The sequence below is a fragment of the Microbacterium sp. MPKO10 genome, from assembly GCF_026107415.2.
Lineage (GTDB): Bacteria > Actinomycetota > Actinomycetes > Actinomycetales > Microbacteriaceae > Paramicrobacterium.
This window is the reverse complement of the sequence record NZ_JAPCHX010000005.1, coordinates 455,943-477,995: the sequence shown is the minus strand read 5'-3', so window position 1 is coordinate 477,995 and position 22,053 is coordinate 455,943. Positions and strand designations below refer to the sequence as shown.

Below are 22,053 nucleotides of genomic sequence, written 5' to 3'. Positions count from 1 at the left end.
TTCGATGCGTGCGGCTTTCCGTGACTGCCGATGCCGACGAATCTCAGCGATCATCTTGACATGAGTTAGGTTCTATGGTTCATTAGTTGAGTAATGAACCAACGAGGAGTCACACAGGATGCTTGATGACAGTCGCCCGTTGTTCGTTCAGATCGCAGAGCAGATCGAGAACGACATCCTCGACGGCACATACCCGGAAGAAACGGCCGTGCCCTCGACAAACGAGCTCGCTGCCTTCCTCCGCATCAACCCGGCCACGGCCGGCAAAGGGCTCAATCGCCTTGTGGACTCCGGAATCCTCTACAAGAGGAGGGGAATCGGCATGTTCGTCGCAACCGGCGCCACGCGCCAGCTGAAGGAATCACGGCAGACGTCGTTCGCCGCAGAGTACGTCGCCCCTCTTGTACATGAGGCCGCGAAGCTCGGCATCAGCACTAAAGACTTAATCGCTCTGATCACGAAAGAGGCACAATCATGACCGCGATATCTACGCGTGATCTCGCCAAGACGTACAAAGACGTCCGCGCGGTCGATGGCGTCACGATCGACCTCGAGCCCGGCCGCATCTACGGGCTTCTCGGCCGCAACGGCGCCGGAAAAACCACGCTCATGCAGCTGCTCACGGGGCAGATCTTCGCTACGAAAGGCGCGATGACGGTCTTCGGTGAGAATCCGGTGGAGAACGCTGAGATCTTGGCGCAGACCTGCTTCATCCAGGAAAGCCAGAAGTACCCCGACACGTTCCGAGCGCGAGACGTGCTCACCGTCGCAGCATCCGTCTACCCCAACTGGGACGACTCTTTTGCCGGGCGTCTTGTCGACGATTTCCGCCTGCCGACCAAGCGGCTCATCAAGAAACTCTCGCGCGGTCAGCTCAGTGCGATCGGCATCATCATTGGTCTGGCCTCGCGTGCACCGCTGACCTTCTTCGACGAACCCTACCTGGGTCTGGATGCTGTCGCCCGCCAGATCTTCTATGACCGCCTGCTTTCTGACTTCGCCGAGTATCCCCGCACGGTCGTGCTATCGACCCACCACATCGATGAAGCGGCCAACCTGCTTGAGCACGTCGTCGTCCTCGACGAGGGTCGTGTGCTGTTGGACAGCGACACCGAGGAACTCCGCGGACACGCCATTCAAATCTCGGGTCGCGCCGCCGACGTCGACGCCTTCGTCGCAAACCGCGAGGTCATCGCTCAGGAGCGCATGGGTGGGCTCGCGTCTGCCACGCTCATCGCGAACGAGGGAGATCAGGATGCTGCCCAGCGCGCAGATCTGTCAGTGTCTCCCGTCTCGCTTCAAAACCTCATCGTCCATCTGACGACGGACGCTCAGCGTTCCACCGTCACTGCGTGAAAGTCAGGAATCATGCGAATTCGACCAGTTGTGAACCTGCACACCGCTAACCGCTTTACGGTCATCGGGCAGCCGCTCATGATCATGAGCTTCTCGTTCGCCGTCATCCTCGTTGTCGGGATCATCGCGAACAGCGTCACCAGCAGCGCCTCGGACCTCACAGACATGTACCAGGGCATGCGATGGAACGGCGCGATCTTCGCCTTACTCGGGCCACTCATGGGTTTTGGCATCGCGGCGATGACCCAGTATTTCCCGCTCGCGACCGGTCTCGGGCTGACGCGGCGCGAGTTCGCACGCGGCACCGCTCTGGTGTTTCTGGGGCTCGCCGCCATCTTCACGGTCGTCGTGACGATCGGCAAAGTGATTGAAGAGGCGACCACCGGCTGGGGCCTCCACATCCGATTCTTCGACGTCTTCTACACGGGTGTTGGGCCCGCCTGGCAGACGCTGATCCAGACATTTCTGGTCATTTCGGCGTTCATGTTCGTCGGTGCTGCTGCGACGACCATGGTCAATCGCTGGGGGCAGTTCTCGCTCTGGATTCTTCTTGCCCTGTTCATGCTCGCTGGTCTGTGCGCCGTCATGGGCGCCATTCTCAATGACGAGTTTGCGGCGTGGCTCTTTTCTCTGCTCTCGATGGGATGGGTGCCTTGGATGGGCGTGGTTCTCGCGATTGGAATCATCGGTGCCGTGGCGTGGGCGATTCTGGTACGCAGAGCACAGGCTCGCTAAGGAGCGGTCGCCCTCGCGAGAGCTGGCCCGGTGTGCGCACGCACGCCGGGCCAGCTGCCGTAGCGAACGCTCACCCTCCTCGGGTGTCGGTGCCAGCCTCTAACCTGATGATGCACGGCACACCGTCGTGCGTTTTGAGGAGGTCTTCGTGTTTCTGCGCTCTGAACCGGCGGATGCTGCCCACGGCACGCCCCACGTAGTGACGAGCGCGAGCGACCTCACACAGGCGTCGACCTGCGAGTGGGCGTTCTTGCGGAAGCTTGACGGGAAGCTTGGACGCATCGCTCCTATCGTTGAAGAACGCGATGCCATGAACCGTCGAACGTCAGCGCTGGGCGACGAGCACGAAGCGCGCGTGCTGCAGGAGTATCGTGATCGCTTTGGCACGGGCGTCGTCGAGATCGACCGCCCTGCATCGATGTCGGCAGAGCACCTCCAGGATGCCGCCGACGCGACGCTCTCCGCGTTCGAAACAGGCGCCGACGTGGTCTTTCAAGCCACCTTCTGGGACGGCTCGTTCGTGGGATTCGCCGACTTCATCGTGCGCACCCCAGACGGCAGTTACGAGGTGCAAGATACGAAACTCGCGCGGTCGGCGAAGATCACGGCACTGCTGCAGCTCGCGGCATATGGGGAGAAGATGGCGGCTCTCGGCATCCGGGTCTCACCGATAGCACGGCTGATCCTCGGCGATGGCAGCCACAGCGAACACCGTCTTGCCGACATCATTCCCGTCTACCGACGTCGCGTTGCCCGCCTGCACCGCATCATCGATGAGCGGCTCGCGGCGTCAGACGCCCTGGCGTGGGGTGATGCACGGTATGTCGCATGCGGGCGATGCGATCAGTGCGAGGAGGCCGTGCACGAGCATCGCGATGTTCTGCTCGTCGCGGGGCTCAGCACCCGGCAGCGGACGCGACTTCTCGAAGCGGGAATCGACACGATTGACGCGCTCGCGACAGCATCCGGTCCCGTTCCCGACATGACGGAGGCGACGTTCACGGGCCTGCGCGAACAGGCACGACTTCAGCGTGAGAGTGAAAGCCACGGGACGGATGCTGTCGGCGGACAGGGGCACGCGGCCCCCGCGGTGCGCGTTGTCGATCCTGCCGCACTAGCCGCGATTCCCCAGCCCGACCCCGGAGACATCTTCTTCGACTTCGAGGGAGATCCGTTGTATAGCGAGGCGCGCGGTGACGGAATGACTGAATGGGGGCTCGACTATCTGTTCGGTCTCATCGAGTCAGACGGCACTTTCAGAGCCTTCTGGGCGCACAGCTTCGTCGAGGAGCGCCAGGCCCTGCTCGACTTTCTCAGTTACGTGCGGCGTCGGCGGGAACAGCATCCGAATATGCACATCTACCACTACGCGTCGTATGAGCGCACGCACCTGCTGTCGCTTGCCGGGCGGCACGGCGTGGGTGAGGCATACGTCGATGAGCTGCTGCGCGCTCACGTGCTCGTCGACCTCTACCCGATCGTGCGCCACAGCGTGCGCGTCGGGTCGCGGTCGTATTCGATCAAGAAGCTCGAACCGCTGTACATGGGCGACGAGCATCGCGAGGGCGACGTCACAAACGCGGGCGATTCGATCACCGAGTATGCCGACTTCAGCGCACTGAGGGCCGCGGGGCAGGCGGGAGATTCGGATGCCGCGGCCGAGGCGCAGCGCATGCTGCAGTCGATCGCCGACTACAACGAGTACGACTGCGTCTCGACGCTGCGGCTGCGCGATTGGCTGCTCGGCCTCGCTCGCGATGCGGGAGTGCAGTCGCTCACCACTGACGATCGCGACGACGTCCAGATCGAACCGTCGCCGCTGCACGAGAAGCTCGTGACATTCGGCGGCGACCCGCTTGCGATTGATCGCACGGGAGATCAGAGGGCGCTCGGCATCGCCGCGGCAGCGATCGACTACCACAGACGCGAGCAGAAGAGCTTCTGGTGGGGTCACTACTCGCGGCCCGCCGAACCGATCGATGAGTGGGCCGACACCCGTGACTGCTTTGTGATCGAGCGGGCTGTGCTCGACCGCGACTGGCATCGCGAGGGCAAGCAACGCTCCGACCGACGACACCTGATCGTGCGTGGGTCGTGGGCACCGGGAAGCACGGTGAAACCGGGAGCCAAACCTTCCGCCCTCTACGACTACCCCGGGCCGTGGCACGACGAGCGCGGAGATCCCGGCGCGCGCCTCGCCAAGACCGTCACCGTTCTCGAGGTCTTCGATGACGGGCGGATGCTGCTTGAAGAGACACTCGCCAAGGGCGTTGACCCGTACACAGTGATGCCCGTCGCCCTCACGCCCGAAAGCCCACCCCACCCGGGAACGCAGGTCGACGCGATTGCCTGGTGGGGGCAGAACATTCTGACCGCCCTCACCGAGGCCGGGGCGACACCGGCATCCGACCCCGATGCGATTGCCGCAGCGCTTCCGCACGATCCCGTGCTCGACCTGCTGCGGCGCGTTCCACCTCGTACGCACCGCGGTTCTCTGCCGCGCTCCGGCGACAACGTAGTCGATGTGGCGGCTGCCGTGCGTGATCTCGACACTTCATACCTTGCCGTGCAGGGCCCGCCCGGAACGGGCAAGACCTACCTCGCCTCGCATCTCATCGCCGAACTCGTGCGAAAGCACAAGTGGAAGATCGGAGTCGTTTCACAATCGCACGCCGTCGTCGAGAACGTTCTCGACCGGGTCGTGACGAGCGCGGGACTCGACGCGTCACTGGTCGGCAAGGCACTCAAACAGGGCGATGACGCTGACCACGCATTCACGGCGCTCGACCGAAAGCAATATCTGACATTCGGGCTTGATCACGCGGCCACCGGCTACGTGATCGGCGGCACCGCATGGACATTCAGCAACCCCGCGTACGTCGGCCGCCGCGACCTCGATCTGCTCGTCGTCGACGAAGCCGGGCAGTATTCTCTCGGATCGACGATCGCCGCGAGCGTTGCCGCACGCAACCTCGTGCTTCTCGGCGACCCGCAGCAGCTGCCCCAAGTGAGTCAGGGCACGCATCCCGAGCCCGTTGACGAGTCAGCGCTTGGCTGGGTGAGCGCCGGTCACGACGTGCTGCCCGACGACCTCGGCTACTTTCTTGCCGAGAGTAGGCGGATGCGCGACGAAGTCACCGCCGTTGTGTCTGAACTGTCATACGACGGAGCGCTTCGCTCACACGCGTGTGCGGGGGCTCGTCACCTCGCGGGTCTCGAACCCGGGCTGCACATGCGCGCGATCGAGCACACCGGAAACGCGACGTCATCACCGCAGGAGGCCGCGTGCGTCGTCGACATCGTGCGCGAGAATCTCGGTCGTGCCTGGACGGATCCCGATGACAACCGTGAGAGGGATCCACTGACCGAACGAGACATCATCGTGGTCTCGCCGTATAACGCGCAGGTGGGCGAGATCCGTGTCGCACTCGATCGGGCGGGCTACACGCGCATCCGCGTGGGAACCGTTGACAAGTTCCAGGGGCAGGAAGCCGTCATCGCGATCGTGAGCCTTGCAGCATCCGACTCGTCAGAAGCGCCGAGGGGTATGGGATTTCTGTTGATGAAGAATCGGCTGAACGTGTCGATCTCCCGCGCGCAGTGGGCGGCATACCTCGTCTCGTCGCCCGCGCTCGTCGACTACCTGCCGCACACGCCCGACGAGTTGGCGCAGCTGAGCGCATTCATCCGGCTTGTGGAGCACGGCGGCGCACGTACGGAGTAACGTCGGCGACAATTGAGTGGAGCCGGAACCCGCTGTGCTGGGCTACTCGCCGGCGAGCGTTCCGATCTTCTCGCCGTCCTGCCCGTAGACGACGAGGTCACCGTCGATGACCTGTGCCGTGTCGGCCTTGGCCAACCACTGGTCGACCCCCTCGCAGGCCTTCAGCGTGGTGACGAAGTTCCCGAATCGAAACGTGTCACCAGAGACCGTGCCCTGCCCCGAGAGATGGTTGCAGCCATCGGTTCCCTCGAACGAGCTGTCGTCGTCGATCGTGAGGCTCGGTTCGCCCGTCGCATCGCTTCCCCACGAGCCCGGGAACACCTCCTCGCCCGACGAGCATGCTGTCAGGCAGAGTGCCAGCGCGGCGGCGCCCGCCAGCATCCGTATCTGTCGCCTGATCACCGGCACGGGATCACGTGGCGTGGATGCCGCTGTCGTGTGCGACCTGCGAGATCTGCCTCGCCAGATCGACGTCGCGTTCCGACAGACCGTCGACCTCGTGTGTGGTGAGGGTGACGGTGACGGCCGGATACGTGAGCTCGACATCGGGGTGGTGCTCGGCGGCATCCGCAAGAGCCCCGATCTCGTCGACGAACGAGACTCCGTCTGAGAACGTCCCCGTCGCGAACGTGGCAGTGGCGCTCGCCTCGTCTGCCTCCCAGTCAGCGACGCCGGGAGCCTCACTGAACTCTTCTGCGCTGATTCGATCGACCATGCCCTCAGGCTACGTCGGGAAGCGCGCGGGCAACAGGGGGTGCGCTCACGAAATGGCGATGTGGGGAAAGATACGGACGCGTTTTGATTAGGCGGAGGTCGGCGGGGCAACGGTCATGGTGAGTGCGTGGTCCCGTGCATACTCGAGGGCGTGGGCGACGGCGCCGATGCTAACGACGTTGTCGCTCAGTGTCGACGCGGTGAGTTCGGGCGCTGGTGGATGAGTGAGCTCAGTAAGCCGACGAGCTGTGCGTTCCAGAAGCGGTCCGATGCTCGTAGCCACGGCACCTGCGACAACTATTCGCTCCACGTCGAGTAAACCAGCGAGAACCGCGCAGATGCGTGCGAGTCGCTCGGCAATGCGATCAATGATCGAGAGTGCGAACGAATCACCGGCGTCGGCTGCGCGGAAGACCGTCCGTGCATCCTGCTCGTGTTCTGGGAGCCCAGCCAGGGCGCTGGAAGGAGGCACGACGTTTTGCGCGATGGCCTTGTGGAGCCAGTCACGTGCCAGCGCGCCGATCCCATCCGGTGATCCGACACCTTCGACGAGTGACAAAAGCCGCATTTCGCCTGCTCCCCCCTGCGCGCCGCGAACGAGGCGCCCGTCGACGACGTAACCCGCTCCGAATCGTTCGCCCGAGAGCAAAGTGACGAACGACGAGGCACCCGCAGCTCGTCCGCGGCATCCTTCTGCGATCGCGGCAAGATTTGCATCGTTCTCTACCACGGTCGGCCATCCTCGTTTCGAGAAGTGCTCGGCGTAGCCAGGATTCATGATCCGCCAGAAGCTATTCTGACCTTCAGGCGAATGGCCATCAGCATCGGTCGGGGCGGGGACCCCCACAACGATGCAGAGGACGCGATCGGAAGTCACGCCCGCTTTTTGAAGGGCGCCGTTTACGCTTCCATCGGCGGCAGCGAGTCGTTCGCGGGCGATGTCGGAATCTGGGTTCGCTGACGACTGCACACGAGCCAACTCGCGTCCGCTGAGGTCACTGACGATGGCGGTCAGGTGGTGTTGTCCAGCATCCAATCCGACAACGACCCCCGCATCGGCGCGGAGTACGTACCGGCGTGCGGGGCGACCCTTGCTGTATTCGCCGGCCGCTCGCGCATTCTCAAGCTCTCGAAGCCAGCCCTCAGCGACCAACAGATCGCAGAGCGCAATAACTGTCGAACGGGTGAGGTGCGTCGCACTCATTGCGTCGCTCGCAGTGAACGCTGGGGAGTCCCACGCGAACCTGAGGATCGCTGAGGCGTTCAGGGGGCCACGGGTTGACACGGGCTGCTCTTGCGCCATTGCACTGCCCTCCTCTCGATCTACCTTCCTTGATCGTAGCGATGAATCAACTCCGATGTGTGCCGCGTCGAGATTGACACAAGATAAATTGTGCCATTACATTTAGTATCTAAATCTAATGTGATTTGAAGGGACAACGGTGTCTATGAGAGTAAAAGGTGTCGTGCGAACACTTGCCGCAACGCTCGGTTTCGCTATCGCGGGCAGCTTACTGACAGGTTGCAGCATGGACGGCTCTGAGACCGTCCGCTTCACCTTCAGCAAGCGCGAGGCGATCTCATTCATGACCGACCTGGTTGCCGAGTACAACGCATCGCAGGAAGACGTCACCGTCGAGCTGGACACGTCAGGTGTCGATGTGGTCTCAGCCAGTTTCGTCCGTGGAAACCCACCCGACTTGATGCTAGCCAACTACAACATGGAGGTCTCCCGATTCATCGAGCGGTGTGCACTGAGTGACCTGTCGAGCACACAAGCAGCCGACAGCATCCGACCTGACCTCCAGCCGTACATGGACCAGTACGGCCATTGCGAAGGCCGGACAAGTGCACTTCCGTACTCGATCATGGCGGCATCCGTGATCTACAACAAGAAGGTCTTTGCCGAGCATGATCTCGACGTCCCTCGAACTTGGAGCGAACTCGTGGCGGTTTGCGAGACGCTGAAAGGCTCAGGCGTAACCCCGTTCTACGCCACATTCAAAGACGACTGGACCGTGGGACAGGGCTGGTTTGACTACGCCATCGGTGGGAGCCTTGATGTCATCGACTTCTTCGAACGCCTCGAGAGTGAAGGCGACGAAGTCGGACCGAATTCGACGACATCTTTCCAGAAGGATTTTGCAGAATCGCTCGAGAAGATCGTCGAGCTTGGCAACTCGTACACTAACGTGGACGCCGCAAGTCGAGGGTACGGTGACGGCAATCTGGCGTTCGCCAAGGGTCAAGCAGCGATGTATTTGCAGGGTCCGTGGGCGTTCAGCGAGATCGCGAAGACCGACCCGGATCTCGAACTGGGCACCTTCCCGCTGCCCATGACTGAGGATCCAACGGATCTGAGTGTGCGTGTTAACGTCGACCTTGCCGCCATGATCCCCGAAGGCTCGCAGCACAAGGACGCCGCGCGAGACTTTCTCGAGTACCTGTTTCAACCCGAGATCATCCAGCAGTACAACGAGTCCCAGCTGGGGTTTATCCCGACCAAAGACGCTCCTGATCCGTCAGATCCGCGCATTGCCGGGATGATTCCGTATTACAACGACAGCAAGATCTATCAGGGGCCCTCCGTCTTGATTCCAAAGACAATTCCCGTTTTTAACTACGCCCAGTCCATCATGCTTGGTGCTGACACGGAGAGCGTGTTAAGCACGCTCGATGCCGACTGGTCACGGCTCGCATTCCGTCAGCCTGCGCGATCGAGCGAATCTGAGGAGCCAGCGAAATGACGACCACCGCACGCATCGTCACGCGAAATCGGCCGACGGCGCCACTCTCTAAGCGTCGCGTCGAACCGATCTATTTTCTCTTCCTGCTGCCGAGCCTGATTCTGTTCACACTCGCTGTCACAGTCCCGGGCATCGTCGGAATATTCTTTAGCTTCACCGATTCGATCGGAATTGGTGATTGGCATTTCATCGGCCTCATCAATTACATTGCCGCGTTCGGCGATCCAGCGATTATGGAGAGCTACGTGTTCACCTTCGGGTTCTCGGTCGCAACGGTCATCGTTGTGAACGTGGCCGCCTTCCTCCTCGCGGTCGGGCTGACGTCTCGAATTCGCATGAAGGCTGGGCTCCGCGCCATCTTCGTGATTCCCATGGTCGTGTCCGGAATCATCATCGCCTACGTCTTCAACTTCCTCTTTTCGAACTCCCTGCCGGGCGCAGGAGCTGCACTGGGGATTCCCTACTTATCGACAAGCATCCTGGCCAATCCGGACCTTGCCTGGACCGCGATTGTCATTGTTACAGCGTGGCAGGCGGTTCCGGGGGCACTGCTCATCTATATTGCGGGCCTTCTCGCTATTCCGAGCGATGTCTATGAGGCTGCAGATATCGATGGCGCTTCGAAGTCGCAGCAGCTTCTGCAAATCACGCTCCCGCTGATGGTGGGGTATGTCGTCATCAACGTGATTCTGGGCTTCAAGAACTTCTTGAACGCGTACGACATCATCGTTGGACTCACAAACGGTGGGCCTGGAACGTCGACACGAAGCGTCGCGATGACAATTATCGCCGGCTTCAATGGCGGCGACTACGCCTACCAAATGGCAAACGCGACAATATTCTTCGTCGTCGCGATTCTCGTCGCACTCTTGCAGCTTTCAGTTACTCGCGGAAGGAACACACTCTGATGTCCACGCGTACCAGCATGCCAAATAGCACCCGTCTGCTCACTATTGACGGGCGATCATCGTGGTCTCGCTTCGGAAGAGCACGCGCAAACCTGTCCGGCACGGTCATTCTCGTGCTCTGTGCCGTTACCGTTGTGCTACCTCTCTACGTAACGGTGTCGATGGCATTCAAGACCTCGGAGCAGGCCGTTGACGGCAATGCCTTCTCACTACCTATGCCGTTCTCCCTTCAAGGGTTTATCGATGCGTGGCAGCTCACCGAGTTTCCCGTCGGCTTGGCGATGTCGGTCATCGTCACCGCGGGAACGGTTGTCGCCACGATTATCCTGGCCGCCTTCGCCTCGTACGCGATCATGCGCAATTGGGACAAGCGCTTGTTCCGATGGTCGTTCTACTATCTCCTCGCGGCCATGTTCATCCCCTTCCCCGTCGTAGCCTTGCCGCAGATTCAGCTCACGGGCCGTGTTGGACTCGACAATCCGCTCGGGGTCATCATCCTCGCCACCATGTTTCAGCTCAGCTTCAGCGTGCTGCTCTTCACCGCTTTTCTCCGTTCCATTCCGATGGAGTTGGAGGAGAGTGCACGCATCGACGGGGCATCAACATGGCAGACGTTTTGGAAGCTCATCTTCCCTCTGTTGGCACCGATGAGTGCGACCGTGGGGATTTTCGCATTTCTGTACGCATGGAATGACTTCATGATGCCCTCCCTCATCATCTCCGATCCCGATCTGCAAACGCTCCCGGTTCGACAGAACCTGTTTCAGACCCAGTTCAGCAACAACTACAACGTGGCGTTCGCGTCGTACCTGATGGCAATGGCTCCCGCAATCATCGCGTACTTGTTTGCTCAACGTTGGGTTATGGAGGGTGTCACACAAGGAGCTGTGAAAGGCTAAACGACAGTGATGCTCGGCAGTCGCGCTACACACATACCCAGGATCCAGGAAAGGCAGAACAACCGATGACGACCGTAATCGACAGCAAGGCGGCCGACCACGCCGACCAGGCGAACGAGTGCACCTGGTGGCGCCAAGCCACCGTGTACCAGATCTACCCGCGCAGCTTCGCGGACGCGAACGGCGATGGCATTGGCGACCTGGTCGGCATCACCAGCCGGGTTCCGTACCTAGCGAAGCTCGGCGTCAACGCCGTGTGGCTCAGCCCGTTCTACCCGTCAGCGCTCGCCGACGGCGGCTACGACGTTGACGATTACCGCAACGTTGACCCGAAGATCGGTACGCTCGACGACTTCGACGAGATGGTTTCGGCCCTGCACGCGGCGAACATCAAACTGATCGTCGACATCGTTCCCAACCACAGTTCCGATCGGCACGAGTGGTTCCAGCAGGCGCTCGCCGCCGGGCGGGGCTCGGCAGAGCGCGACCGGTACATCTTCCGCGAGGGGCTGGGCGAGAACGGTGAGCTGCCGCCCTCTGACTGGGTCTCCATGTTCGGGGGACCGGCCTGGACACGCGTCGACGACGGCCAGTGGTATTTGCACCTCTTTGCCTCGGAGCAGCCCGACTTCAACTGGAAGAACCGCGACGTCCACGAGGACTTCCTCACCACACTGCGCTTCTGGAGCGATCGAGGCGTTGACGGCTTCCGCGTCGACGTGGCACACGGCTGCGCGAAAGAACTGCCCGAGGTGTTGCCCACCCAGGCGGAACTCGATGCCACGCCGACGACGGACGGACAGCATCCGATCTGGGACCGCAACGAGGTGCACGACATCTACACCGAATGGCGTGAGGTGCTCAACGAGTACGACCCGCCGCGCATCGCCGTCGCCGAGGCCTGGGTGGCGTCTGCCGAGCGCCGTGCCCGATATGCCAGCCCGACCGAGCTCGGCCAAGCATTCAACTTCGATCTGCTCGAGGCAGACTTCGACGCCGGATCGTTCCTTGAGATCGTCAGCACGAACCTCGCCGAGGCGAAGACCGCGGGCTCATCGACGACGTGGGTGTTCTCGAACCACGATGTCGTGCGGCACGCCACGCGGTACGGGCTGCCGCCGCGTCATGGCCGCGACGTGAAGCAGGGAACCGAATGGCTGCTGTCCGGCGGAACGACGCCGGAGCTTGACGTCACCACGGGGCTGCGGCGTGCCCGCGCAGCATCCCTGTTTATGCTCGGTCTCCCCGGATCGGCGTACCTCTATCAGGGCGAAGAGCTCGGGCTGGGCGAGGTCGCCGACATTCCGGCTGAAGAGCACCAGGACCCTGCGTTCTTCCGCAATCCCGGTGTTGATCCGGGTCGAGACGGATGCCGCGTGCCGCTGCCTTGGACGCGGGAGGGCGTGTCGTTCGGCTTCGGGTCGGGCGAGGCGCACCTGCCGCAGCCGGCGTGGTTCGGCTCCGTGTCTGTCGAGGCGGAAGAGGGCGACCCGGCGTCGACCCTGAACCTCTACCGCCGTGCGCTCGAACTGCGTGACGACCTGCAGACCGCTGAGGAGCTCGAGTGGGTGGAGGCCGATGCCCCGGACGTCCTGCACTTCCGTCGTCCGAACGGCTGGGAGGTCGTGACGAACTTCGGCACGGAGCCCGTGGCCCTGCCCGCGGGGACCGTGCTCGTGTCGAGCGGGCCGCTAGCCGGTGACACGCTTCCCGGTGAGACGACGGTGTGGCTGAAGGCCTGATCGGCGTCCGGCGTCCGGCGACTGAAGGCCTGATCGGCGTCCGGCGTCCGGCGACTGAAGGCCTGATCGGCGTCCGGCGAGCAGTCCAGTGTCTGCCGTTCAGGTGGCGCAAATGCACGCTTCAGACCGTCACAAATGACCATTTGGGCCATATGAACTGCCGTGTGCAACCGCAGGGGGCTGCGGGCACCGCCCCACGGGACTCGCGGGAGTTCAGCCCGGCGGGCGAGTGACCGTCAGAGCCGCTTGATCATCTCGAGCTCACGTCTGCGGGGGTCGAGGCTGTACGGAACGGTGTGGCCGGTCTGCACGAACCCACGTCGTTCGTACGCCGCTCGCGCACGCGCATTGTCTTCGTGCACGTGGAGGGTCAACCGGGTGCTCTCCGCCCGCGCCCAGTCCTCGATCGCCTCAAGAAGTGCATCGGTGACTCCGCGACGCCGACCCCGGTGAGCGGGAGCAACGTACACGCCGACGAGGGTCGGATGGACCTCATGCTCCGGCACGTATCCGCCCATCGTCCCGACCCAGCGGCCGGCGGTATCGATGGCGGCAAGAACGATGCCGTGCTCCGCTGTTCCTCGCGCCGCGCGCATGCGCCACTCGGCTTCGCCACGAGCAGCGGCGGTGTCGTATGACTCGGCATAGCCGATCGGGGTGTCGCGGAGCATCTCCAGGCGCAACTCACGTACGTTGCGCCAGTCTGACTCGACGGTGCGGCGAATGGAATACTCTCGGGCGCTCACAGCCCAGAGCTTAGCGCCACGACCTGTCGTCAGCCGGACGCGTTTGTGATGCGATGACGCAGCGTTGCGACACCGGGGCCCTCAAGGTCGTCGAGAAATGCGGCGCGGCCGGCCATGCTCATCACCAGGGCGAGCGTCGTCCCACGGACGAGCGGCCCCTCGCCCGCGGCGAACGGGCCGTCGATCGCGCGAAGCTGGAGTCCGGAAACCAGCGTGCGACTGTTGACAGTGAAGTTTCGCCGTGCGAAGAAGTGCGCGACCGGCGTCAGTGCCTCGACGCTCGGGACATTGTCGATTCCGAGGGGATGGCGGATGTCGGTCGCGTGAACCACGACCTCGCCGAGGTAGGCGGCGATGTCTTTTGACGGGGCGACGGTGGCGTTGACGACGGCCGTGAACGTGTCGAGAGTCTCAGCGGGAGTCTGGCCCCGATACTCGTCGAGTCGGCGTTGATTGTGCACGTCGGGGCGAAACCGAGCGCCGAGCATGCTGCGCAGCCACCGCCACTGGCCAAGGCTCGCCGCGGCGGTGAGGTGGGCGACAACCTGCTCGACGTCCCACTGACCGCACAACGTCTCGTGCCGCCACTGCTCCCGGCTGAGTCGAGACAGGTCTTCTGCGAGTCTCGCGCGCTCGGCATGGATATGTGCCCACAACTCGTTGTCGGACAAGGTCGACATGTCGCTCCCGTGCGTTCTCGTGTCAGGGCTGCGACCCTGCGCCGATCACTATCAACAGCATCCTAGAGTGAACGCATGAGCATTGTTCAGGAACATGGCGGCGACGCATCCGACCCACTGTTCTCACCGCTGCGCATTGGCACCGTGACGGTGCGCAACCGGCTGATGCAGGCGGCGCACTCCAAGCTGTATGCCGTGGGCGGCCGTGAGTCTGGGCAGGAGATCGACTACTTCGCGCGCCGCGCCGACGGCGGTACGGCGCTGTTCATCGCGGGCAACCGGTTTGTGCACCCCTCCAGTGCGATTCGCGGTTTCGTCGATGGGTGGCGGCGCGACATTGTCGATGCAGACCGAGCGTTGACGGATGCTGTTCACACGCGCGGTGCCAAGATCTTTGCGCAGCTCAATCACCATGGCGCCCAGGCATCTCCGGATGGTCCTGACGGCCCGCGCCCGGTGTTCAGCGCCAGCCGGCTGGTGTCTCCCTCAACGGGTGCGGCGACGGTCGCGGCGACCGCAGCCGACCTGGCCGCGTTCGCGGACGGCTGGGCGGTCACGGCCGAGAACGCCCTGCGCGGCGGTTTCGACGGCGTCGAGGTGCACATGGCGCACGGGTATCTTCTGCATCAGTTTCTCTCGCCTCTCTACAACCGGCGCACCGATGAATACGGTGGCGGGATGCCGGAGAGAGCGCGGTTTCCCCTCGAGGTGCTGCGGGGAGTGCGCGAGCGGGTGGGCGACGAGGCCGTCGTCGGCATCCGCATCGTCGCCAACGAGTTCGCTGACGCGGGTCTCTCGCGCGAGGACTGCCTCGCGATCATTGACCACCTGCGCGCGAACGTGCGCATCGACTACATCAACCTCGCGGGTGGCGAATACCACCAAGTGCACTACGTCTTTCCCTCCTCGGCGATGCCCGCGGCCTGGCTGCATGACGACGTCGCCGCTGTGAAGCAGCGCAATGCCGACATCCCGGTGTTCGGCGTCGGCGCTGCTGCGACGGTCGACGACGCACGCGATGTGATCGCCGAGGGCGTCGCCGACATGGTGGCCCTTACGCGCGCGCAGATCGCCGATCCCGATCTCGCAACGAAGCTGCGTTCCGGCGCACCGGTGACCCACTGCATCCGCCTCAATCAGGGCTGCCTCGCGCGGACCGGAAACGGGCTGCCCATGAGCTGCACCGTCAACCCGACGGTCGGGCGCGAGGCGAGCAGGTCGGTGCCGGATGCTGTCGCTGAAGCACTGCGTGTGGCCGTCGTCGGTGCGGGGCCAGCGGGGTTGAAAGCGGCAATCGAGCTTCGAAACAACGGGCATCGGGTCACGGTGTTCGAGGCGACCGAGCACCTCGGCGGGCAGCTGAACCTCGCCGCCCGCGTTCCGGGGCGCGACAGCATCCGGTTGCTGGTCGACGATCTCACGCGTGACGCGGCCAGTCTCGACATCCGGTTCGGAACACGTGTCACGCCCGCGCAGCTTTCTGCGGCGCCCGAGCGGTTCGACCGCGTCATCGTCGCCACAGGGTCGCGCCCGGCCGAGCACGGGACCAGTGTGGCGGATGCCGCCTCAACCGCGCTCGCCGATATCGCCGCGGAGCCCGGAGTGTTGACCGCGTGGCAGGCCGTCGAGAGGCCCGAGCTTCTGCAGAGTCCCGTCGTCATCGTCGACCACGATGGAACCCCGTATGCCTCGGGAGTCGCGCTCGCCGTCGCCGCAGCGGCGAATGATGCGCGGCTGGTGACCCGTTTCGACACGGCGTTCCCGTTTATTCGCGGCAGTCAGGATCGCGATCATCTGCACAGGCGGCTCTACCGTGTGCCGGGCACGCCGGGCGCGCTGCCGGGGGAGGGCTCGTTCGAGATCGCCGAGTCCACCACCGTCAGTGGTTATGATCCGGATGCTGCGCAGGCGACGATCCGAGACCTGCGTTCCGGGCGCGAGCGCGTCGTCGGGGCCGGCACGATCGTGCTGGTGACACCGCGCGAGCAGGTGCCGTTCGACGGTTCTCGTCTCGAGAGCCCGACGACGGTGGTCGGTGACGCGCGGGCACCCCGCACCATCGACGCGGCGATCTTCGACGGCTTCGAGGCCGCGTTCTCGCTGGGCGCCGTCACTGGGCCGTCTGGCTCGACTTCGGTGTCAATCTCGGGAGAGTTGCGCTGATGGCATCAGCGAGCCACGGCCCGAAGGCGCGCAGGTCGAGGCCGTGCCCTTCGGCGGAGCTCCCGCGTGCAGCATCCGAGAGGGCAGTATCGTCATTCTGCTCGTCGTTGATAATCGCGACCAGCTCGAGATAGAGCCCCTCGGTTGCCCGGTAACCGGTATCGTTCACCGTTTCGAGGGCGAGGGTGCTGATGGTGCGGTAGCGATCTGCCAGCCGCATCCTCAGTTCGTCATTGACGCTCGCGCCGACGGCCTGCGCGGTCTGCTCCACGAACTGCGTCGCAAGTTCGAGCACATGTGCGTCGTCTGCGCTCAGGCCTGCCGCGTGGGCGGCGCCCAACTTCTGCGTCAGGTCTGCGCCCGTCGATTCGATGTGCTCCTGAACGCCGGGGGCAGACATCTCTTCTCCCGCGCCGTGCGTGTATGTGTCGTGAAGGTATTCCCGCGTCGCATGTCTGAATTGCTCGTCACCGAGCAGCTCCGCCAGAGTGACCCAGGCATCGAGCTGCGCGGGCGTCGGGTCGGCGGTCAGCAGCGGTCTTACGCCGTCCAAGCGAGTGAGTGCGGCAGAGGGGAGCCCCGCAGAGACGTCGCTCCAGAAGTCATCGATCAGACGCTCACGGTCGGCGTCGGGCATCGTGACAAGCTTCTGCAGCAGCTGCGCGCGCTCGGCCGTGCTCTCCGCCCGGACGAGCGCGCGCAGTACGGCGCGTTTCGTCAGGAGTTTGTCTGTGCGCTTCTCGACGGTTTCGAGATGCTCGGCGAGGATGTCACGCAGCGATGTTGCCCCAGTGAGGACTCGCCGCACGTGGGTCAGGTCTGTCTCGAGATCCCGAAGCGTTCGGATGAACTCGAGGCGGGCGATCGCATCGATGTCGTAGAGGCGATGCCCGCCGTCCGTCAGCTCTGTCGGGGTGACGAGCCCTTCGTCGGAGTAGTACCGGATGGCGCTGACGCTGAGCCCAGTGCGCTGTGCAACGTCGCCAATGGAGTGGAGGGTAGGTTCGTTGTGATTCATATCCTCACTCTGAGCGCTCAAGTGGCTTGAGATGCAAGTCGCGGGCGAACGCCTGGGTGGTTACCAGGGAATGGGTCCATCTTCGTTGAAGAAGCTTCCGCGTGGCCCATCATCGGGCAGCGTAGCAAGCTTCACAGCGATCACTGCGCCCTCCTCCGGTGTCCGTGGGGCATTGTGCCCGGTGAAGTCTGTCGCGACGAAGCCAGGGCACGCGACATTCACGATGATGTTTGTGCCGGCGAGTTGGCGAGCGTACTGCACGGTGATGGCGTTGAGCATCGTCTTCGACGGCGCGTATGCTGCCAGCATTGGGCCCGTTTGCAGCGTGAGTGAGCCCATATCACTCGACATATTGACGATTCGGGGCGATTGCGAGCGCTGCAGCAGCGGCAGTATCGCGTTGGTGACGCGCACGACGCCGAAGACGTTCGTCTCAAGGACAGTGCGCACATTGTCGATGTCGAGAGTCGTGGGATTCTGCACGCCATCATCGATTCGTCCCGCGATGCCGGCGTTGTTGACCAGAACGTCGAGACTGCCGACTTCCTGTTCGATTTCGCGTGCTGCGGCCGCGACGCTGACGTCCGATGTGACGTCGAGTGCGACGCCGAACGCGTCATGACCAGCGACTCTCAATTGCGATACTGCATCGTCCCGTCGAGCGCTATCTCGAGCGCCGACGGCCACTCGAAACCCTGCCTCCCCGAGAGCGTGTGCGATTGCGAGGCCGATTCCTTTGTTCGCGCCGGTGACCAGCGCTGTCTGTTTCGTATTCACATGTTCGATGCTCCCGGGATATCTCGGCGATCTCCAACACCGATTCGGTGACCTGTGATACCCGCTGGGTATCGGAGCTACACTGTGTCAGTGGGTCATCTCGAGACGCGTGAATTGCGCTACTTTCTCGCGGTTGCCGAAGAACTGCATTTTGGGCGTGCTGCCGAGCGGCTTGGAATTGCGCAGCCCCCACTCTCGCGAGCGATTCACCAGCTGGAAACGCGTCTCGGTGCACAGCTGTTTGAACGCGATCGTCGAGGCGTGACGCTCACGGCGTCTGGCGACGTACTGGCTCGCGAAGCGAGATTGGCTCTCGACGCTGTCGAAGCCGCGTCTCGCCGCACTCGAAGAGCTGCCGCGCCGGTGCGATCGCTCGTGCTCGCGACCAAAGCGGGAGCATCGCACGACCTCCTGAACTCCCTGCTCGCCGCGTACGAGCGCGTTGACGAAACGGTTCCGATCGAGTTGCAGCTGTGCGAGGTCGGTGAACAGGCGAAGTTGCTGCGCACGGGAGCCGCTGATCTTGCTCTCATGCACCGACCCGTCGACGACTTCGCGGGTCTCGATGCCGTAGACATCGTCACTGAGGGCCAGGTCGCCATTCTTCCCGCAGCGCACCCGCTTGCCTCCCGCGAGCAGCTGACGCTCGCTGATGTTGAGCACGTTCCCGATCTTCCCATCGCCCGCTGGCCTCGGCTCGACGGCACATATCCGGATGGCCCTGGTCCGGAGGTTCGCACGCAGTCGCAGCTGGCACAGCTGGTCGCGCTGGGTCGAACTCTCTTGGTGATTCCGGCGTCGAGTCGTGCCTGGCAATGGCCCGAGCACGTCGCGGTTCCAGTCGTGGACGCGCCGCAGATCACCACGGCCGTCGCGTGGCCGGCGACCAGTCGCTCGCTCGGTGTTGCAGCCGTCGTGCGCGCGGCGATGGATCTCGCGACGGGCGATGAGCACGCGCCGAGTCGTAAGTCGAGCCCGTCCGGGTCGATGTCGGTGGCCTCGGCAGCACCCACCTCACCTGTGTGAGGCAGACAGTCGTGTTCACGCCGCTTGGAAGAGCCCCTCGGCTCGCAAATGCGGGGCGGGGCTCTGAACTATGTCAGCTGCGCAAGTGCGATGCGCCGTTCGCATCGAGGATCGTGCCCGAGCACCACGCTGCCTCGGGGGACGCGAGCCAGAAGACCGCGGCGGCGATCTCTTCCGCCGTGCCGACCCTGCTGAACGGGCTTTGCGCGCGTAGGGCATCGCCCTCCGGCCCGTCGAGTTTCGGCAGTTGACGCGGGGTTGCCACAAAGCCCGGCGCAACGGACGTGACCGAGATGTTGTGCGGTGCGAGCGCCACAGCGAGAGACTGCCCCAGCGCGTGGAGCCCTGCCTTGCTCGCGGCATAGGCCGGATGCTCCGGCTCGCCGCGAAACGCACCGCGGGATCCGATGGTGACGATCGATCCGGGAGCATCGCGCTCGATGAGTCGCGAGGCAACGGCCCAGGCGAGGTTCGCAGCGCCGAGCAGGTTCACATCGACCATCTGGCGAAACGCTGCCGTCCAGTCTTCGTATGACGTCTCGCCGATCACGTGCCTGTTCTGCGCTGTGGGCGCGATTCCCGCATTGCAGACGAGCACATCGACGGTGCCGAGTTGATCAATAGCCTCGGTGACGATCGTTGCCGCCCCGTCCGGAGTTCCGACGTCACCCGAGACCAGCGCATGTCCCGTGCCGGGAAGAGCCCGACGTGTGGCCTCGGCGCCCTCGCGATTGCGGGAGTAGTGAATCGCCACGCGATCGCCGGCCGCGGCAAACCGGTGCGCCACGGCGGCGCCGATTCCGCCCGATGACCCGGTGACGAGAACGGTTCGTGCAGAAGCGGCGGTCTGGGGCATGTGCTCTCCTCGGTGCAGGGCGACGACGCTCGCCGTTGCCATGCTCAACGGTTGCATCGGGGAGCAGGGTGCGTCAATCCGTGCGGCGATGCCAGCAGTGCAGCGAGTGAAGCGGCCGTGTGCCGCACCGTGCCCGTTCCGAGAACCGTGCCAGACTCGAAGCGTGGCAGACGCACTCTCAGATCTCGCGGCGGCGGCCCGCAGCATCCGCCCCTCGGGCACGCGCATCATGCTCGGCGTGGCCGGCGCGCCCGGTTCGGGCAAGACGACGTTCGCGCGAGCGCTCGTGGCCGAGTTGGGGCCTTCGGCAGCGCACGTGCCGATGGATGGCTTCCATCTCGCCGACGTGACGCTCGACGCGCTCGGAATCCGCGATCGCAAGGGGGCGCCGGAGACCTTCGACAATCATGGCTATGCACGGTTGCTCGAGGCACTGGCGAGCCGCCCGCCGCACACGGTGTACGCACCGGGTTTCGAGCGCGACATCGAGCAACCGATCGCCGCGGCGATCGCCGTTGACCCGAGCGTCGACATCGTCGTGACCGAGGGAAACTATCTGCTTCTCGACGGCTGGGACGATGCACGTGCGAGCCTCGACGAGATCTGGTTCGTGCGCGAAAACGAGACGCTGCGCCGCGAACGCCTCATCGCGCGCCACATTGCCTTCGGCAAGACTCCGGATGCTGCGCGAGCCTGGGTCGCGCGCGTCGACGACGCGAACGCGCACCTCATTGAGCGAAGTGTCGCTCGCGCGGATCGCGTGATCGAGCTCGGGAGCCTGCTTCCCGCTCGGCCGTGAGCCACTCGCTGCCGCGGTGGCTCAGCCAACATCCATTTCCCCGGTCCGCCTGCTCGGTACCATCGTCGGGTGAGTAGTGCACTGACTCCCGCCCTTGTTGCGGTCTTCGCGGGGTTCGCGATCGCTGTCATCGCCTTCGTTCCGTTCGTTGCCCTCAGCTTTCGTCGTCGTGGTGAGATGACGTTCTGGCGCAGCATCCTGTGGTTTGCCGCCCTTATCTACGCAATGGCTCTGTGGACGTACACGCTGCTGCCGTTCCCTGAAAGCCACGACGTGACGTGCGTTCCGCTGCAGACGGTGCCGTTCATGTTCGTAAACGACATCGAGAGCTTCGGCGTCGGCAGCGTCGGTGCGCTCGTGCAGAACCCTGCGGCGGTGCAGGTCGCGCTCAACGTCGTGCTGTTCATGCCGCTCGGCTGGTTCCTCCGCCGGCTCGGCGGGCGGGGCGTCGTGGTCGCCACGTTCTCGGGCTTCGCCGTGTCGATGCTGATCGAGGTGACGCAGGTGACTGGCATTTGGGGGCTCTATTCGTGCGCGTACCGGGTGTTTGACGTCGACGACCTCATCGCGAATACAGCGGGTGCGCTGATCGGCTCCATTGTCGGGATGCTGCTGTGGAGGCGGTCACGGCAGAATCCGGATGCTGGTGCGCCACGCCCCATCACCGCGATGCGCCGTCTGCTCGGCATGCTCTGCGACGTCGCGCTGTACTGGATCGCCAGCTGGGTCGTCGTGGCCATCAGCCTCGTGATCGCGCTGCTCGACGGCCGACCGGAGCTCGCAGTTCCGATGACAGTCTTCGATACTGCGGCTTTTGCGCTGCCGTTCGTGGCTCAACTGCTGTCTGTGCTGATCGGCGGGGTGACGCTTGGCGAGCGAATCGTGCTCATCCGAGCCGTGCATCGCGTGACGCCCGCGGCAGTCGCCCGGCCGATCAGATTCGTGCTCGGTATCGGTGGGTACATGCTGCTTCTCGAATGGGAGTCGGGCCTCGGCGGCCTTCTTCTGGGTCTGCTTGTCATCGTCTCGTTCATCTCGGTGTTCACCACACGCGAGCATCGTGGGCTTGCGCATTCAGCCGCGACGATGGACGTCGTCGATGCCCGCGCGGAGCGGGTCGAGGAACGGTCGCCCGCGACCCGGCCCGCATCGGAGCGCTGACG

20 protein-coding genes are annotated in these 22,053 nt (G+C 63.8%); 12 read left to right on the top strand and 8 right to left on the bottom strand.

The window, feature by feature from the left end; genetic code table 11:
• Window positions 1–118 precede the first annotated feature (118 nt).
• The 4 genes from OK352_RS13240 to OK352_RS13225 all read left to right on the top strand — a co-directional run bounded on the left by OK352_RS13240 (window position 119) and on the right by OK352_RS13225 (window position 5,815).
• The gene (locus tag OK352_RS13240) at window positions 119–478 is read left to right on the top strand and encodes a GntR family transcriptional regulator (RefSeq protein WP_265141961.1); all 360 of its coding nucleotides are present in this window, start codon (window positions 119–121) and stop codon (window positions 476–478) included.
• The gene (locus OK352_RS13235) at window positions 475–1,356 is read left to right on the top strand and encodes an ABC transporter ATP-binding protein (protein ID WP_265141960.1); all 882 of its coding nucleotides are present in this window, start codon (window positions 475–477) and stop codon (window positions 1,354–1,356) included. The genes OK352_RS13240 and OK352_RS13235 overlap by 4 nt, the downstream gene beginning before the upstream one ends.
• Window positions 1,357–1,368: 12 nt before the next feature.
• Window positions 1,369–2,091, top strand: coding sequence for a hypothetical protein (locus tag OK352_RS13230; RefSeq protein ID WP_265141959.1), 723 nt, complete (start codon window positions 1,369–1,371; stop codon window positions 2,089–2,091).
• Window positions 2,092–2,239: 148 nt separating this feature from the next.
• Window positions 2,240–5,815 carry a TM0106 family RecB-like putative nuclease gene (locus OK352_RS13225; protein ID WP_265141958.1) on the top strand — a complete coding sequence of 1,192 codons (3,576 nt, stop codon included), beginning with the start codon at window positions 2,240–2,242 and terminating at the stop codon, window positions 5,813–5,815.
• A gap of 42 nt (window positions 5,816–5,857) precedes the next feature.
• Here the strand turns inward: OK352_RS13225 and OK352_RS13220 are convergent, their stop codons facing one another.
• The 3 genes from OK352_RS13220 to OK352_RS13210 all read right to left on the bottom strand — a co-directional run bounded on the left by OK352_RS13220 (window position 5,858) and on the right by OK352_RS13210 (window position 7,832).
• Complete coding sequence (locus OK352_RS13220) at window positions 5,858–6,223, bottom strand: META domain-containing protein (RefSeq protein ID WP_265141957.1); 366 nt, start codon at window positions 6,221–6,223, stop codon at window positions 5,858–5,860.
• A gap of 4 nt (window positions 6,224–6,227) precedes the next feature.
• A complete protein-coding gene (locus OK352_RS13215; RefSeq protein WP_265141956.1) occupies window positions 6,228–6,530 on the bottom strand; it encodes a 4a-hydroxytetrahydrobiopterin dehydratase in 303 nt (100 codons plus the stop codon).
• A gap of 87 nt (window positions 6,531–6,617) precedes the next feature.
• Complete coding sequence (locus OK352_RS13210; RefSeq protein ID WP_265141955.1) at window positions 6,618–7,832, bottom strand: ROK family protein; 1,215 nt, start codon at window positions 7,830–7,832, stop codon at window positions 6,618–6,620.
• A gap of 145 nt (window positions 7,833–7,977) precedes the next feature.
• Between OK352_RS13210 and OK352_RS13205 the strand changes: the two genes are divergently transcribed.
• From OK352_RS13205 to OK352_RS13190, 4 genes are all read left to right on the top strand, one after another.
• Complete coding sequence (locus OK352_RS13205) at window positions 7,978–9,276, top strand: ABC transporter substrate-binding protein (RefSeq protein ID WP_265141954.1); 1,299 nt, start codon at window positions 7,978–7,980, stop codon at window positions 9,274–9,276.
• Window positions 9,273–10,184, top strand: coding sequence for a carbohydrate ABC transporter permease (locus OK352_RS13200; RefSeq protein ID WP_265141953.1), 912 nt, complete (start codon window positions 9,273–9,275; stop codon window positions 10,182–10,184). The genes OK352_RS13205 and OK352_RS13200 overlap by 4 nt, the downstream gene beginning before the upstream one ends.
• Before the next feature lie 17 nt (window positions 10,185–10,201).
• Window positions 10,202–11,083, top strand: coding sequence for a carbohydrate ABC transporter permease (locus OK352_RS13195; protein WP_265141952.1), 882 nt, complete (start codon window positions 10,202–10,204; stop codon window positions 11,081–11,083).
• 65 nt (window positions 11,084–11,148) lie between these two features.
• Window positions 11,149–12,825 carry a glycoside hydrolase family 13 protein gene (locus OK352_RS13190; protein WP_265141951.1) on the top strand — a complete coding sequence of 559 codons (1,677 nt, stop codon included), beginning with the start codon at window positions 11,149–11,151 and terminating at the stop codon, window positions 12,823–12,825.
• Between the two features lie 236 nt (window positions 12,826–13,061).
• Here the strand turns inward: OK352_RS13190 and OK352_RS13185 are convergent, their stop codons facing one another.
• On the bottom strand, window positions 13,062–13,571 hold the full coding sequence (locus OK352_RS13185) for a GNAT family N-acetyltransferase (protein WP_265141950.1): 510 nt from the start codon (window positions 13,569–13,571) through the stop codon (window positions 13,062–13,064).
• Window positions 13,572–13,600: 29 nt separating this feature from the next.
• Complete coding sequence (locus tag OK352_RS13180) at window positions 13,601–14,251, bottom strand: maleylpyruvate isomerase family mycothiol-dependent enzyme (RefSeq protein ID WP_265141949.1); 651 nt, start codon at window positions 14,249–14,251, stop codon at window positions 13,601–13,603.
• A 75-nt stretch (window positions 14,252–14,326) separates the two neighbouring features.
• On the opposite strand from OK352_RS13180, the gene OK352_RS13175 reads away from it, so the two are divergent.
• Window positions 14,327–16,414: an oxidoreductase gene (locus tag OK352_RS13175; RefSeq protein WP_265141948.1), complete on the top strand. Its 2,088-nt coding sequence runs from the start codon at window positions 14,327–14,329 to the stop codon at window positions 16,412–16,414.
• On the opposite strand, the gene OK352_RS13170 is transcribed toward OK352_RS13175, so the two are convergent.
• Both OK352_RS13170 and OK352_RS13165 read right to left on the bottom strand, forming a co-directional pair.
• The gene (locus tag OK352_RS13170) at window positions 16,362–17,432 is read right to left on the bottom strand and encodes a helix-turn-helix domain-containing protein (protein ID WP_265141947.1); all 1,071 of its coding nucleotides are present in this window, start codon (window positions 17,430–17,432) and stop codon (window positions 16,362–16,364) included. The two genes, OK352_RS13175 and OK352_RS13170, sit on opposite strands and share 53 nt — an antisense overlap.
• Window positions 17,433–17,492: 60 nt before the next feature.
• Entirely contained in the window at window positions 17,493–18,209 is a 717-nt protein-coding gene (locus tag OK352_RS13165) for an SDR family oxidoreductase (protein WP_265141946.1), read from the bottom strand.
• Between the two features lie 90 nt (window positions 18,210–18,299).
• Here OK352_RS13165 and OK352_RS13160 point away from each other — a divergent pair, with 90 nt between their 5' ends.
• Window positions 18,300–19,235 (top strand): LysR family transcriptional regulator, encoded by a 936-nt coding sequence (locus tag OK352_RS13160; protein WP_265141945.1) that lies wholly within the window; start codon window positions 18,300–18,302, stop codon window positions 19,233–19,235.
• A gap of 73 nt (window positions 19,236–19,308) precedes the next feature.
• On the opposite strand, the gene OK352_RS13155 is transcribed toward OK352_RS13160, so the two are convergent.
• Window positions 19,309–20,091 (bottom strand): SDR family NAD(P)-dependent oxidoreductase, encoded by a 783-nt coding sequence (locus tag OK352_RS13155; RefSeq protein WP_265141944.1) that lies wholly within the window; start codon window positions 20,089–20,091, stop codon window positions 19,309–19,311.
• 163 nt (window positions 20,092–20,254) lie between these two features.
• On the opposite strand from OK352_RS13155, the gene OK352_RS13150 reads away from it, so the two are divergent.
• Entirely contained in the window at window positions 20,255–20,890 is a 636-nt protein-coding gene (locus OK352_RS13150; RefSeq protein WP_265141943.1) for a nucleoside/nucleotide kinase family protein, read from the top strand.
• A 69-nt stretch (window positions 20,891–20,959) separates the two neighbouring features.
• Entirely contained in the window at window positions 20,960–22,051 is a 1,092-nt protein-coding gene (locus OK352_RS13145) for a VanZ family protein (protein WP_265141942.1), read from the top strand.
• The last annotated feature ends 2 nt before the right edge of the window (window positions 22,052–22,053 follow it).

Bases quoted from the DNA above. Each gene is read 5' to 3' on its own strand.
- OK352_RS13240 (WP_265141961.1), top strand. From the start codon at position 119: ATGCTTGATGACAGTCGCCCGTTGTTCGTTCAGATCGCAGAGCAGATC.
- OK352_RS13235 (WP_265141960.1), top strand. From the start codon at position 475: ATGACCGCGATATCTACGCGTGATCTCGCCAAGACGTACAAAGACGTC.
- OK352_RS13230 (WP_265141959.1), top strand. From the start codon at position 1,369: ATGCGAATTCGACCAGTTGTGAACCTGCACACCGCTAACCGCTTTACG.
- OK352_RS13215 (WP_265141956.1), bottom strand. From the start codon at position 6,530: ATGGTCGATCGAATCAGCGCAGAAGAGTTCAGTGAGGCTCCCGGCGTC.
- OK352_RS13210 (WP_265141955.1), bottom strand. From the start codon at position 7,832: ATGGCGCAAGAGCAGCCCGTGTCAACCCGTGGCCCCCTGAACGCCTCA.
- OK352_RS13205 (WP_265141954.1), top strand. From the start codon at position 7,978: ATGAGAGTAAAAGGTGTCGTGCGAACACTTGCCGCAACGCTCGGTTTC.
- OK352_RS13200 (WP_265141953.1), top strand. From the start codon at position 9,273: ATGACGACCACCGCACGCATCGTCACGCGAAATCGGCCGACGGCGCCA.
- OK352_RS13195 (WP_265141952.1), top strand. From the start codon at position 10,202: ATGCCAAATAGCACCCGTCTGCTCACTATTGACGGGCGATCATCGTGG.
- OK352_RS13190 (WP_265141951.1), top strand. From the start codon at position 11,149: ATGACGACCGTAATCGACAGCAAGGCGGCCGACCACGCCGACCAGGCG.
- OK352_RS13180 (WP_265141949.1), bottom strand. From the start codon at position 14,251: ATGTCGACCTTGTCCGACAACGAGTTGTGGGCACATATCCATGCCGAG.
- OK352_RS13175 (WP_265141948.1), top strand. From the start codon at position 14,327: ATGAGCATTGTTCAGGAACATGGCGGCGACGCATCCGACCCACTGTTC.
- OK352_RS13170 (WP_265141947.1), bottom strand. From the start codon at position 17,432: ATGAATCACAACGAACCTACCCTCCACTCCATTGGCGACGTTGCACAG.
- OK352_RS13155 (WP_265141944.1), bottom strand. From the start codon at position 20,091: ATGCCCCAGACCGCCGCTTCTGCACGAACCGTTCTCGTCACCGGGTCA.